This window comes from Ideonella oryzae (genome assembly GCF_024055665.1).
GTDB classification, from domain to species: domain Bacteria; phylum Pseudomonadota; class Gammaproteobacteria; order Burkholderiales; family Burkholderiaceae_C; genus Ideonella; species Ideonella oryzae.
Map to the genome: position 1 here is coordinate 83,566 of NZ_JAMXMC010000011.1, position 13,945 is coordinate 97,510.

A 13,945-nucleotide genomic window follows, 5' to 3' on the forward strand; every position below is an offset into this window, starting at 1 on the left:
GCGCCGAAACGGCTCAGGCCTTGGCGTCCACGTAAACGCCACGACCGGCGCGGTCCAGCGCCAAGGTCAGCAGTTGTCCGTGCAGGCTGAACTGCCCGGCCTGGGCCCGGCAGGCCACCAACTGGACCAGGGCCTCGAACTGTGGCGACTTGACCCGCAGGATGCTGCCCACCGGCACCGCCACCGGGTACAGCAGGGACAGGCCGGTGAAGGACAGGTCCTTGAGCCGGGCGTGACGGGGCCGGGCATCGCCCTTCACCCACACCGCAACCATCGCCACGCGCTCGAAGCGCTCACTCTGTCGCCGCCCCAGCAACTCGGGCGCGGCGGATCGGCTGGGCGCCGGCGTGAGCGGGCTGTCACAGCGCAGGCAGCGCGGATCCTGGGCCAGCGGTGTGCGGCGGGTGAAGCCGCAGAAGGGGCAATCGGCCGGTGTGGCCGACGCCGGTGACGGCGCACCGCGCCGCGCCTGCGCTGCCGGTGGCGCGGACGCCGCATGGGGTGGCGGCTTGGGGGCCGCGGCAGGCGGCGCGGCCGGTGGCATGGACGAAGCGCGCGGCGGGCGCTTGAGGGTGCGGTCGTAGGCCGCCCGGCGCTCCGGGTCGCTCAGCACCTCGTAGGCCGCATTCAGCCTCGCCGCCAGCTCGGGGTCGCCCCCCAGGTCGGGATGGGCCCGCAGCGTGCTCATCAGCGCCCGCCATGCGGCCTTGATGACCTCGGGCGGGGCCTCGGGCTGGACGTGAAGCAGGCGGTAGAGGTTGCGGCGTTCGCGGCGCATGAGTAGTCAGATCACTTGTTTCCGCTGGCTATTGAGAGGGCACAAAAAAATGAACGAGAACTGAGGTTCTGTTGTCAGGTTGAAAATGTTTCGTCATTGCGATGTACCTCCCTACGGGCACCTCGAATGAAAGTCTATCAATGCTTGCGTCGGACCCAAGACATGCGGCATCAAACACAAGGATCAGAGAGGACTTGAACTCCACTGGCAACATTTCGTCTGGATCATCAGGCGTACTTTTGATTGTCTTCTCGAGTAGAGATGCCACGTCAACACCGGGATCACCGTAATAAACGCGCACTATCCTTGGAAGCTCGCCTAGAGGTGTCCAGATTAAGGTCTCAAGCGGCATATCGCCTAGTACCAATGCATCTCGATCGCCCACTGAGACCTTTCCGAGGTAATCCGAAACAGCGCAGGCCCTTTTATAGTCATTCGGGAAATCCGGCTCAATGTCACCTGAAACTGAATTGCCAGCGAGTCCCCGCCAACGATTTACCACTTCCATTTCAACACAGACTAGAGGTCCCCCGCCAGAAACTATTGACTTCATGTCACGACCTCACCTTCACACACCCGACAGCCATCGAATACGTCCACCTTGTTCGTTACTGCAACCTCGACATTGAGGGTAGTACCTTTGCGGCTTGCCATCTGGATTGAGCTTAGTTGGGTCTTGATGATCGCCTACCCAGTTACCACTCTTTGTTCCGGGAGTCGTAGTACCGCATGTGTGGCAGCCATCCCGATTGCCGATCTCATTAATTTTGTCCTGCTGTTCCTTTGTAGGCCTAGGAGTGGGGCCAGCGGGAACCGATTCGCCGGCATTTGGCCCAGGTCCGACATTGCTTGGTACGTTGCTATTTGCACCCTCACTAAGGAGGACACCTTCAAGCCAAGAAGCTGCCCTGTCAATCAGTCCGCCGATAAGAGCACCGGCAGTGACACTACCTCCAATAATTGTTGGGGCTCCTAAGCCGCACACTCCACCGGATGCCACCGCACAGCCACCAGCGATCACTGTACCTGTTGTTCCGCCTAGCACTGCACCCGTGGCGACCAGTTGTTCCCGGCGCCGGGAACCGTTTGAGCTTGACGCAGAACTTTGGCAATTGCCCCCCATCGCCCTGCAGTCGGCATCACTGAATCGTCCATCCGGATCCGTATACCGATAAGGATTGTTGTTGGCGTACCAATAGCGGTTGAAGTTCTCCCCGGTGTTGGCGTTAGTGGGTTCCGGGTCCGGGCTGAGGAAGCGACCGATGAGGGGATCGTAGTAGCGCTGCTGCATCTGCACCAGATCCGTGGTGGTGTCATGGTGGTGCCCTGCGTAGCCCACCGCGCTGGGGTTGGTGCCCGCCCAGCCGTCCCCCCAGGGGTCGTATTGCACCTGCTGGGTCAGGGCCGCGCCGCTGTTGGTGCGCGCCACGGGGCTGCCCAGGCCATCGGTGTGCACATAGGCCACGACGCCGTTGCTCACTTCTGCCACGAGCTTGCCGTCCAGGTAGGCGTGCAGTGTGGTGTTGCTCACCTGCCCATTGGCCGCCAGGCTCTGCTTGTAGAACAGCTGGCCATCTTTGCCATAGACGGTGATGAGCCGACTTCCATCCGCATTGGTCACCAGGGCGCGACGGCCCAGGCCGTCGTACTGATAGCCCACCGTGGCCGGACCTGTGACACCGGTCAGGCGGTCTTCCTGGTCCCAGCTCAGAACCAGCGGCCCGCGTTGGGTGACCCGTCCACCATCATCCTGCTGAACGGCCCAGGCCTGCCCGTTCACGGTAAGACCGCTGATGCGGTTGGCGCCGTTGTAGCCCAGGGTGATGTTCTGGTTCTGCCGGGTCATCGTGCGGATGTTGTCCAGCGGATCGAAGGTGTAACTCGCTGCCCCCCATTGCTGGCTGGACGTCACACCGGTGAGGCGATCTGCATCGTCATAGGCCATGCTGCGGGTGGTCAGCCCACTGCGCGCGCTGTCCGTGATGCTGGCGATGTTGGCGTTGGGGTCGTAGGCGTAGCTGTCGTTGATGGGCGAGCTGGCCCCCGTGTCCTTGATTGACTGGAGCAGGTAACGACCATTGAGCCCCACAGTGCGTTTGATGCCATTGCCATAGCTGTAGCCAGACACAGCACCATTGGGGTAGCGGGTGACCCCCGTGACATGACTACCCACGGCCGTGGCTTCACCAAAGGCGTTGGGACTGAAGTTCAGCGTGGTCCCGTTTGGATAGACGAGCCCGCTGGTGTTGCCCAGGCTGTCGTACACATGGGTGAAGGCATACGAGTTGCCGCCAACCGTCAGGGCTTCGGTGGTCAACAACCGGCGCGCGTTGTAGTCGTAGCTCCAGGCGGTGGCGCCCTTGGTCACGGTGTCTGGCAGGCCGTCCGGCGTCAGCGTGCGCGTGATGTTGGGCGTCACGCCATCGCCATAGCTGGTCGTCAACAGGCGATTGCGGCTGTCGTAGCCGTAGCTGGTCTTGGCCGTCGCCGACACCGAGCCCTGCTGGCAATCGGTGGTACTGCTCAGACTTTGACCATCGGCATGCCAAGCCACGTTGCCGGCGGCGTCATAGCTCTGAACTTCGGCATAGCCCCCCGGTGTGATGACCTTGCACAGCCGGAAGTACTTGTCGTAGACGTAGTTGGTGGTGGCTTGCAGCGTGCTGCCCTGGAAGCTGCCGCTGCGCGTCACGACCAACGCATTGCCATAGTTGTTGCGGGTAACGCTGTTGGTGTAGAGCGGGCCCACCAGCGACACCGGCCAGGTGTCCACCGGCTGGTCATACGCTTGGTAGCTCACGGTGGTGGCCAACGACCGCGGGTTCGTGGTGCGTGTCTGGAAACCACTCAGGTAATCGATCGTGGTCTTGAGGGTGCCCAGTTCGCTGGAAGCCAAGACCTGATAAGGCCGCCCCAAGACATCGCGCAACGTACTCGTGCCAGCGTACTGGCCAGACCAAGTGGTGAGGCTGGCCATGGGGTAGGACTCGAACAGCGGCTGGCCGTCTTCATCAAAGGAGCGCACGATAAAGCGCGAGGTGCCCCCGGCGTTTGCGCTGTCGTAGCGGCGCGAGATGATAGGGCGCCACAGGCCATCAAAATAGTTTTCTTCTACCAGACTGCCCGTAGTCAGGCGCTGCACCCAGTGACCCGCTGGTACGCCATACTCGGACCCTGTGGATTGGGCAAAGGTCACCACGGTGGGGCTGTAGCTCACCGTGTCGTTGGGATAGGTGATTTGCTTGAGTCGCCCCAGCGCGTCGTAAGCGTAGTTGGTCGTGTATCCGGCCTCGTCCGTCAGCGCTGTGATCTTGCCGTAGCCATTGACGACCGACTTCTTTGTGCGTGCATCTGGATAGGTGATGGTGCGCGGTACGCCGCGGTAGTAGTCGGTAAGCTTGATCTTGTGGGCATCCTGGGCACCATCGGTGACCGTGGCCATTGTCCCGTCGGCGTTGTAGGTGTAGATGCCACGCCAGAAGCCAAACTCGTAGTCAGATGTCTTCCGGGCCAGCGTGTCATACCAGTGACCCTCCATCTGCTGGTTGTTGGCAGCGTCCGTCACCGTATTGAGGCGCCCCAGCACCCACAGGTTGGTGAAGTCCTGATAACCATACAGTTCACGCCGGCTGTAACCGAGGGTGCTGCTCTTGGTCACATCAATGGCGCGTGCAAAGGCGTCATAGGCATTGGCGTGCCACTTGAAAGTCACACCTTGCAGAGTGATCGCCTTTTCTCGCTCAGGGGTGAATTGCTCGGTGGCAAAATGGTCGCCCTCGGCCTCGCTGAAGCCGACTTCCTTGGGAAAAGGTTGCCCACCATCGTCTGCCCACGCGGCATAAGTGGTCGTGGTTGTGCGCAGCACCGAGCTACCGTCACCCTCCGCCAGGGCCAACAACTGCCCATCGTTGACACCCCACACCGTGCCGAAGGTGTGATCGGTGACCCGCCCTTGCCCATCGGTGACGCGAACTGTCTTGGTGCCGCCGCAGTTGCTGGTGCAGTTGTCCCAAGAGCCCACCGCGGTCGGGTAGCTGTAAGCCCAGGACAGTCCTGCCAATCCGGGACCGGTGATCTGCTTGGACTTCAGAGAGAGTTGTGCGAAGTAGCGCGGGTATTGAGAGTAAGTCTCCGTAGGAGACCCGCCCTTGGACAAGCACAACTTGGGAACCTTTGCCCGTCCGTGATTGACACTGCCCATTTGAAAGGTGCCTGTGGCACCTGACGGATGGCTGATCGTTCCGGTATAAACCGAGGAATATGGTGTCCCCACCGACTCACAGCTGCTGGGAGGCACAGAGTAGCTGATGCTCTTCTCGATGCTTCCAAGATTGAAGCCCCACGCGCTTCCATCAGGCAATTGAACCGAAGTCAAAGACCCATTTGTATAGCCGTACTTCCACACTCGCGAACCGTCGCTGATTTGGGTGACGATCGGCGAGCCAGAATAAGAGAAGTCCAGACGACGACCGTCGCTTGCAACGATCGAATTTAACTTATGCGCATCCGATGAGTCCCAGTTATAGGAGACGGTATTCCCAAAACGATCAGTCACCAAGCTAGGCACGATCCAATACTCAGCGGTCATCATCGTCGGATTGGCTGCCACCGAAGGCGCGGAATCTCGCCTTTTTCGCCCAGCCAACTCTGCCGATCCAGGGCTGATAGGATAGTTGGGCGCGTACCACTTCATCATGGTGTCAAAGCGGTAAGTAACCCCCTCCGGCGATACGACGACGAACCCTTCACCCTGACCATTGACCAGATTGATCCCACAGGCAACCTGATACCCCCCATGGGTCACAATAGGATATTTGGATGCGTTACCACTCGGAGCCGCCTGATTGGCCGCAGAGCGTTTGACCATTTCTTGATCGCCCTGGCCTGGAACGTAGAGAAATGTCCCGTGCCAGAAGGATTCACCGAACGCGCCATAGGTTCCACTGGTATCCGTTCCACCGATTGGAACACCGAAGTTCGTGCACCGCGTGTAGGTTCCTGTGGTGGTCGCCCAACCTTTATTCAGACCAGACGAGAACGTCCCATGGATGTGCGGCACCTCCAACTGCCAGTCACCAAATGAACCCGTCGGGTTGGTTGAACTGACACTGATTTGGGTCCCGGCAACCAAGCGCCTGCCTGCGGCGACAGGAAGCGCGTTGTTGCCCGGCAGGGAGATATCGGGCTGGACGAACTCAAGCCCACCATCATACAAATTGACTCGGTCACCGAAGAGATCGGTCCCGTAGCTGGCAATGGTCTTGACGGCCCCAACGCGTTTGTAGGCCTCGTCGTATTCATCCGCCAGAGCAACACCATGCCAAGCGGCACAACCGGCCCATGCCAGGACGACAGCACGCATCCAATTTGCCATGAACGCCTCTCCCTCATTTGAATGAGTCGGACGTTATGGCAAATCGAAATCAACGGGATCCCCAAAAGGAAGGGGTGTCGGCTTCAGAACGCCAAACTCAAGGTGCCGCCACGCTCCAGCGCCGCGTCACATCGCCCTGGCTGTTGACGCTCTCGAGGTGCACGCCAAAGCCCCAGAGCCGAGCCACGTGCTTGAGCACCTCCTGCGCACTGTCGTCCAGCGGCCGGTTGTTGTGCTGGGTGTGGCGCAGGGTCAGGCTGCGGTCGCCGCGCAGGTTGACGTTCCAGACCTGGATGTTGGGCTCGCGCGCGCCCAGGTCGTACTGGCGCGAAAGCGCCTCGCGCACCTGGCGGTAGCCGGATTCGTCGTGGATGGCGCTGACCTCCAGCGTGGGCTGGCGGTCGTCGTCGCTGATGGCGAAGAGGCGGAAGTCGCGCATCAGCTTGGGGCTGAGGAACTGGCCGATGAAGCTCTCGTCCTTGTAGTTGCGCATGGCCTGGTCCAGCGTGGGCAGCCAGGGCTTGCCGGCGATGTCGGGGAACCAGGCGCGGTCCTCGTCGGTGGGCCGCTCGCAGATGCGCTGGATGTCGGTGTACATCGCAAAGCCCAGCGCGTAGGGGTTCAGGCCGTTGTAGCCGCGGTCGCCCACCCGGGGCTGGTAGATGACGTTGGTGTGCGATTTGAGCCACTCGATCATCACACCATCGGTGAGGTAGCCGTCGTCGTACATGGTGTTGAGCAGCCTGTGGTGCCAGAAGGTGGCCCAGCCCTCGTTCATCACCTGGCTCTGGCGCTGGGGGTAGAAGTACTGCGCCACCTTGCGCACGATGCGCACGATCTCGCGCTGCCAGGCTTCCAGCAGCGGTGCATTCTTTTCGACGAAGTACAGCAGGTTCTCCTCCGGGTCGGCCGGGAAGCGCCGGGCCTCGGGGGCCTCCTCGGCAGCCTCGGCCTTGCGCGGCAGCGTGCGCCAGAGGTCGTTGACCTGCTGCTGGGCATAGGCCTCGCGGTCCTTGCGCAGCGCCAGTTCCTCGGCCAGCGACTTCTTGGTCGGTCGGCGGTAGCGGTCCACGCCGTGGTTCTGCAGTGCATGGCAGGAGTCGATGAACTCCTCCACCGTGTCCACGCCGTAGCGCTCCTCGCACTGGGCCACGTAGTTCTTGGCGTAGACCAGGTAGTCGATGATGGACGAGGCGTCCGTCCACATGCGGAACAGGTAGTTGCCCTTGAAGAAGCTGTTGTGACCGTAGGCCGCGTGGGCGATGACCAGGGCCTGCATCGCCATCGTGTTCTCCTCCATCAGGTAGCTGATGCAGGGGTTGCTGTTGATGACGATCTCATAGGCCAAGCCCATGTGGCCACGCTTGTAGTTCTTCTCGGTGGCGATGAATTCCTTGCCGTAGCTCCAATGCCGATAGTTCACCGGCATGCCCACGCTGGCATAGGCGTCCATCATCTGCTCGGCGGTGATGATCTCCAGCTGGTTGGGGTAGGTGTCCAGCCCGAAGCGACGCGCGGTGCGGTCGATCACCTCGTGGTACTGCGTGATCAGCTCGAAGGTCCAGTCGCTGGGGTCGGGCAGCGGATGCTCGGGCCGCGGGCCGGGCGGCAACGGTGCCTGCAGAGCCAGACGACCCTTGCGACGGTCCTGTCCTTCGGGGATCTTGGCGTGGTCGTCGTGCCAGCGGCGCTCTTGCGAGAAGTCGCTCATGTCGTGGCCCCTTCCTTCTTGAACAGGTCGCGGAAGACCGGGTAGATCTCGGAGGCTTCCACCGCCTTGCGCATCGCAAAGTTCGGATGGCTCTCGCCCAGGCGGGTGTACTCCTCCCAGAGGTTCTGCTCCTCTTCGGCCACCTGCACGTAGGCGTAGTAGCGGCAGGCGGGCAGCAGCTTCTCGGCCAGCAGCTCACGGCAGCGGCCGCTGTCGTGGTGCCAGTTGTCACCGTCGCTGGCCTGGGCGCCGTAGATGTTCCACTCGGTGGGGTTGTAGCGCTCGCGGATGATCTGGTCCATCAACTCCAGCGCGCTGGACACCACGGTGCCCCCGGTCTCGCGGGCGTGGAAGAAGTCGTCCTCGCTCACCTCCTGAGCCTGGGTGTGGTGACGGATGAAGACCAGCTCGATCTTCTCGTAGTGGCGGGTGAGGAAGAGGTAGAGCAGGATGAAGAAACGCTTGGAGAGCTCCTTGCGCTGCTCATCCATCGAGCCGGAGACGTCCATCAGGCAGAACATGACCGCCTTGCTGGTGGGCACCGGCACCCGCACCCGGCTGCGAAAGCGCAGGTCGATCGGATCGAGGAAGGGGATGAGACCCAGCCGGGCCTTGAGCGCGGCGATGCGCTCCTGCGCCTCCTTGAGCTGCTGCTTGACGGCCGGATCGTCCGGGGGCTGGCGCAACATCTGAGCCACCAGGTCTTCCAGCGCATGCAGCTCGCGGCGCGATTCGCCACCCAGCGCGATGCGCCGGCCCAATGCGCCGCGCATGGAGCGCACCACATGCAGGTTGTTGGGCGTGCCGTCGCTGGAGAAGCCGGCCCGGTGGGTCTTCCACTCGGGCGTCTCGGCCAGCTGGGTGCGGATCAGGTGTGGCAGGGCCAGGTCCTCGAAGAAGACCTGCATGAACTCTTCCTTGGACAGCGCGAAGGTGAACTCGTCCTCCCCGTCGCCAGAGTCACTGGCCTGGCCCTTGCCCTGCCCTTTGCCGCCTCCGCCCTGCGGGCGCTGGATGCGGTCGCCCGTCACGTACTCCTGGTTGCCCGGGTGCACCATGTCGCGCTGGCCGCCCGAGCCGTGGTGGAAGACGGGCTCGGAGATGTCCTTCTTCGGGATGTGCACCTCTTCGCCGCGCTCCAGGTCGCGGATGCCGCGTCCGTCCACCGCGCGGCGCACGGCCTCGCGGATCTGCTGCTTGTAGCGCCGCAGGAAGCGCTCGCGGTTGCCGATCGACTTGTTCTTGCCCGCAAGCCGACGGTCAATGATCTGCTGCAGCATCGCATTCCTCGGTCAGACTTCTGGCCCTGGCCGGCCAACCGGCCGACCAGGGGACCCAATCAGCTGCTCTTGCGCACGCGCAGGTACCACTCGCACAGCAGGCGGACCTGCTTGGGCGTGTAGCCCTTCTGCACCATGCGGTCGACGAAGTCCTCGTGCTTCTTGGCCTCGTCGGCACTGGCCTTGGCGTTGAAGCTGATGACCGGCAGCAGCTCCTCGGTGTTGGAGAACATCTTTTTCTCGATCACCGAGCGCAGTTTCTCGTAGCTGGTCCAGACCGGGTTCTTGCCCGCGTTGTTGGCTCGCGCGCGCAACACGAAGTTGACGATCTCGTTGCGGAAGTCCTTGGGGTTGGCAATGCCGGCGGGCTTCTCGATCTTCTCGAGCTCGCCGTTCAGGCTGGCGCGGTCGAAGACCTCGCCGGTGTCGGTGTCGCGGTACTCCTGGTCCTGGATCCAGTAGTCGGCATAGGTGACGTAGCGGTCGAAGATGTTCTGCCCGTACTCGCTGTAGCTCTCCAGGTAGGCGGTCTGGATCTCCTTGCCGATGAACTCGGCGTAGCGCGGTGCCAGCAGTTCCTTGATGAAAGCGGTGTACTTCTGCTCGGTCTCGGCCGGGAACTGCTCGCGCTCGATCTGCTGTTCGAGCACGTACATCAGGTGCACCGGGTTGGCCGCCACCTCCTGGCTGTCGAAGTTGAAGACCTTGGAGATGATCTTGTAGGCGAAGCGGGTGGAGATGCCGCTCATGCCTTCGTCGACACCGGCGTAATCGCGGTACTCCTGGTAGCTCTTGGCGCGCGGGTCGGTGTCCTTGAGGTTCTCGCCGTCGTAGACCTGCATCTTGCTGAACAGGCTGGAGTTCTCCGGCTCCTTCAGGCGGGTCAGGATGGCGAACTGGCTCATCATCTTCAGCGTACCGGGCGCGCAGGTGGCATGGGCCAGCGAGGAGCCCTTGAGCAGCTTCTCGTAGATCTTGACTTCCTCGCTGACGCGCAGGCAGTACGGCACCTTGACGATGTAGATGCGGTCCAGGAAGGCTTCGTTGTTCTTGTTGTTGCGGAAGGCCTTCCACTCGCTTTCGTTGCTGTGGGCCAGCACCACGCCATCGAAGGGAATGGCACCGAAGCCCTCCGTGCCCTTGAAGTTGCTTTCCTGCGTGGCCGTCAGCAGCGGATGCAGCACCTTGATCGGCGCCTTGAACATCTCGACGAACTCCAGCAGGCCCTGGTTGGCCAGGCACAGGCCGCCGCTGTAGCTGTAGGCATCGGGGTCGTCCTGGGCATAGCTCTCGAGCTTGCGGATGTCGACCTTGCCCACCAGGCTGGAGATGTCCTGGTTGTTCTCGTCACCCGGCTCGGTCTTGGCAATGCCGACCTGCTTGAGGATGCTGGGGTAGCGCTTGACGACCTTGAACTGGCGGATGTCGCCACCGTACTCCTCCAGGCGCTTGACGGCCCAGGGGCTCATGATGCGGTTGAGGTAGCGCCGCGGAATGCCGTACTGCTCCTCCAGCAGCGGGCCGTCTTCCTCGACATCAAACAGCCCCAGCGGCGATTCGTTCACCGGCGAGCCCTTGATGGCGTAGAAGGGCACCTCCTGCATCAGCGCCTTCAGGCGCTCGGCGATGGAGGACTTGCCACCCCCCACCGGGCCCAGCAGGTAGAGGATCTGCTTCTTCTCCTCCAGCCCTTGCGCGGCATGGCGGAAGTAGGAAACGACCTGCTCGATCGCGTCCTCCATGCCATAGAACTCGGCGAAGGCCGGGTAGATCTTGATGACCTTGTTGGCGAAGATGCGCGAGAGCCGGTGGTCGTGCCGGGTGTCGACCATCTGCGGCTCGCCGATCGCCTGCAGCATGCGCTCAGCGGCCGTGGCATAGGCCAGGGGGTTGCGCTTGCACTCCGCCAGGTAGTCCTCGAGGGACATCTCTTCCTCGCGGGTGCGCTCGTAGCGGGCGGCAAAGGTGCTGATCACATCCATGTTGACCTCCTGGGCAGGGAAGGCGCAGCCGGGCATGACTCCGGTCAGCGTCTGGAAAGTTTTGATGGAGTCCCGGCTTGACTCGGCCCGGGCGCCATCAGAGCGTTCCGATCAGGGATGCATTCAGTTCAGCAAAGTGCGTGCAAAGAAGCTTGGGGCCACACCCACCAAAGGAAGGCTGGAATCAAGCGGCCTTTTCTCTCTCAGTTTCAACAGAACTCCTGTTGTGGCTCATCAGCATAAGCCGTGCCCATGGTGTCTGCCCGGCAGCAAGACCTTCAGGGTCTTTGCCAACGTACAGCCATGAGGCCATCCTCTCGCCGAACGCGCCGCGCGGCAAGAGGGTTGACGTCGATGACACGGGGTTGACCCGTGTGGAAGACCCCAAAGGCCGGCGAGCGAGCTCAGCGCTCGGTGAGGCCCAGCTTGTCCAGCAGGCCCGAGAGCTCGTCGAGCGAGGCGAAGCGGATGGCGACCTCGCCCTGCTCGCCGCGACGCGTCTTGCGTTGCACACGGATCTCCACCTGGGCCGTGAGCAGATCCGCCAGTTGCTCCTCCAGTCGCACGATGTCGCGCGACTTCTCAGACGCGGCCTTGCCGCTGGCGGGTTTCTCCGGCTGCAGCGCCTTGGTGGCCAGCTTCTCGGCATCGCGCACCGACAGCTTCCGGGCCACCACCTCGTTGGCGGTGAGGATCTGCTGGGCCGCGGCCAGGGGCAGCAGGGCCCGGGCGTGGCCCATGTCCAGGTCACCGGCCATCAACATCTTCTGCACCGGCTCGGCCAGGTTCAACAGGCGCAGCAGGTTGGACGCCGCGCTGCGCGAGCGGCCCACCGACTGGGCCGCCTGCTCGTGCGTCAAGCCGAACTCGTCGACCAGACGCTTGAGGCCCTGGGCCTCTTCCAGCGGGTTCAGGTCCTCACGCTGGATGTTCTCGATCAGGGCCATGACGGCCGCGGCTTCGTCCGGCACGGCCTTGACCAGCACCGGCACCTCGTTCAGCCCGGCCAGCTGAGCGGCACGGAAGCGGCGCTCGCCGGCGATGATCTCGTAGCGCTGCTGCACCGGATCGCCCACCGGACGCACCAAAATGGGCTGCATGATGCCCTGGCTCTTGATGCTCTCGGCCAGTTCGTAGAGTGAACCCTCGTCCATGCGGGTGCGCGGCTGGTACTTGCCGGCCTGCATCTGGGCGATCTTCAGGACGCTGGGCGGGCCTTCGCGACCGGCCTCGCGTGCGGGGGCTTCGGTGACCTTGGGACCCAACAGGGCCTCCAGCCCCATCCCGAGGCCCTTGGGTTTCTTGCTTGCCATGCGGCGCATTGTCCGCGATCGGCAGCCTGCGGCCCTGCGGGCTGGCGCAAGAGGCTTGCGCGGCTCAGCTGATCATGTGGCGGGCCATGGCCTCGGCCACCGCCTGCACCCGGTTGCCCGCCCCCAGCTTGCGCATGATCTTGCGCAGGTGGTTCTTCACCGTCAGCGCGCTGATGCCCAGCTGTTCGCCGATCTGGGCATTGTTGCGGGCCACCCGCATCGCGCGCAGTACCTCCAGCTCGCGCTCGGTCAGCACCCGCGGCCGGTCGGCGTCGCCCACCGCCTGGCCCTCGCCCTCCTGCAGGGCACGGGCGGCGCTGAAGTGCAGGTGCGGCAGCCAGGTCTGCAGACCGGCCAGCGTGGTCGTGGGCTCCAGCACCTGGATCTGGGGACGGCCCAGGGCCAGCAGCAAGGGCGGATGGATGCCGGCCGTGCCATCCACGCCATGAACCGCCAGCTGGGCATAGCCGGCGGCCTGCAGGGCCAGGCCCTCCTGCGCCGCCAACCGGTCCAGCGGCAGCAGGACGGGGCGGCGCCCGCCGTTCACCCAGGCCTCCTGCAGCTGGCGCCACAGCGGCCCCTGCGGCGCGTTCAACGCCTCGACCAAGCCCTCGTCCAGCGGCAGGCAATTGAACACCTCCACCCGGTGCTCGGCGCCGGCACGGAGCCGGCCAATGCGGCACAGCAACAGCTCGTGCGGCACGAAGCGGTGCAGGTGCAGGCGCAGCCACAGGAAAAACTGGTGTCGGTTGCGCACCGTGCCCGCCACCTCGGCGGCGCGCAGCAGGGCCTCGCCATCGGGCGGGCCGGAAAGCGGTGTGGTCATGGTGGTCTGCCACACGCGGCCTTCAACCGGGCGGCCCTCACGTCTGGGGAAAAGAGGGCCCAGGCTAGGCAGCGCCGGTGAAGCGCCGATGACAGACCCGCCAGCCGCTCAGGCCACGGGCAGGCCCCCGGGGGTCATCAGCGCCTGCAGCCAGGCCCGCCCCTCGGGCCAGTCGCCCAGGCCGGAGTCGTGGTTCACATGGCCCCGCAACCCGATCGAGCGGCTGGACACGCCCCACTGGTCGGCCAGCCAGCGGGCGCGCTCGGGGCTGCACCAAGGGTCGTCTTCGCTGTAGACCGCCAGGGCCGGGAACGGCAGCCGGGGCAGGCGCATCGGCCGCCAGTTGAACAGCTGGGGCGGCAGCTCCGGTCGGTCCAGATCGGGCGGCGCCACCAGCAGGGCCGCCGCCACCCGTCCCACCTGCCGGCTGTGATCGGCCCAGGCAGCCACCAGGTGGTTGCCCAGGCTGTGGGCCACCAGCACCACCGGCCGTTCGTCGGCCAGCACGGCCTCTTCCAGCTGGGCCATCCAGTCGCCCCGGCGCGGCCACAGCCAGTCGTGCTGGCGCACACGTTCGTCGCCGTGCACCGCCTCCCAGCGGGTCTGCCAGTGGCCTTCGCCGGAATCCTGCCAGCCCGGCAGCAGGAGAATGCGTGGCGCGGATGAATGCGTTGACACCGT

The 13,945-nt window shown here is 63.7% G+C and carries 9 protein-coding genes; all 9 read right to left on the reverse strand.

What is annotated here, in order from left to right; translation table 11 throughout:
• Window positions 1–13: 13 nt before the first annotated feature.
• The 9 genes from M0L44_RS18130 to M0L44_RS18165 all read right to left on the reverse strand — a co-directional run bounded on the left by M0L44_RS18130 (window position 14) and on the right by M0L44_RS18165 (window position 13,942).
• Window positions 14–778, reverse strand: coding sequence for a DnaJ domain-containing protein (locus M0L44_RS18130; protein WP_252771317.1), 765 nt, complete (start codon window positions 776–778; stop codon window positions 14–16).
• 28 nt (window positions 779–806) lie between these two features.
• A complete protein-coding gene (locus M0L44_RS22215; protein ID WP_354004145.1) occupies window positions 807–1,331 on the reverse strand; it encodes an Imm21 family immunity protein in 525 nt (174 codons plus the stop codon).
• A gap of 15 nt (window positions 1,332–1,346) precedes the next feature.
• On the reverse strand, window positions 1,347–6,152 hold the full coding sequence (locus M0L44_RS18135) for an RHS repeat domain-containing protein (RefSeq protein WP_252771319.1): 4,806 nt from the start codon (window positions 6,150–6,152) through the stop codon (window positions 1,347–1,349).
• A 97-nt stretch (window positions 6,153–6,249) separates the two neighbouring features.
• Window positions 6,250–7,863 carry a SpoVR family protein gene (locus M0L44_RS18140; RefSeq protein ID WP_252771320.1) on the reverse strand — a complete coding sequence of 538 codons (1,614 nt, stop codon included), beginning with the start codon at window positions 7,861–7,863 and terminating at the stop codon, window positions 6,250–6,252.
• Window positions 7,860–9,143, reverse strand: coding sequence for a YeaH/YhbH family protein (locus tag M0L44_RS18145; RefSeq protein ID WP_252771322.1), 1,284 nt, complete (start codon window positions 9,141–9,143; stop codon window positions 7,860–7,862). The genes M0L44_RS18140 and M0L44_RS18145 overlap by 4 nt, the downstream gene beginning before the upstream one ends.
• Before the next feature lie 59 nt (window positions 9,144–9,202).
• Entirely contained in the window at window positions 9,203–11,125 is a 1,923-nt protein-coding gene (locus M0L44_RS18150) for a PrkA family serine protein kinase (RefSeq protein WP_252771324.1), read from the reverse strand.
• Window positions 11,126–11,529: 404 nt separating this feature from the next.
• Window positions 11,530–12,438, reverse strand: a complete 909-nt coding sequence (locus M0L44_RS18155) for a ParB/RepB/Spo0J family partition protein (protein WP_252771325.1) — start codon at window positions 12,436–12,438, stop codon at window positions 11,530–11,532.
• A gap of 64 nt (window positions 12,439–12,502) precedes the next feature.
• On the reverse strand, window positions 12,503–13,264 hold the full coding sequence (locus tag M0L44_RS18160; protein WP_252771327.1) for a LuxR C-terminal-related transcriptional regulator: 762 nt from the start codon (window positions 13,262–13,264) through the stop codon (window positions 12,503–12,505).
• A 108-nt stretch (window positions 13,265–13,372) separates the two neighbouring features.
• Window positions 13,373–13,942, reverse strand: coding sequence for an RBBP9/YdeN family alpha/beta hydrolase (locus tag M0L44_RS18165; protein ID WP_252771329.1), 570 nt, complete (start codon window positions 13,940–13,942; stop codon window positions 13,373–13,375).
• Between the last annotated feature and the right edge of the window lie 3 nt (window positions 13,943–13,945).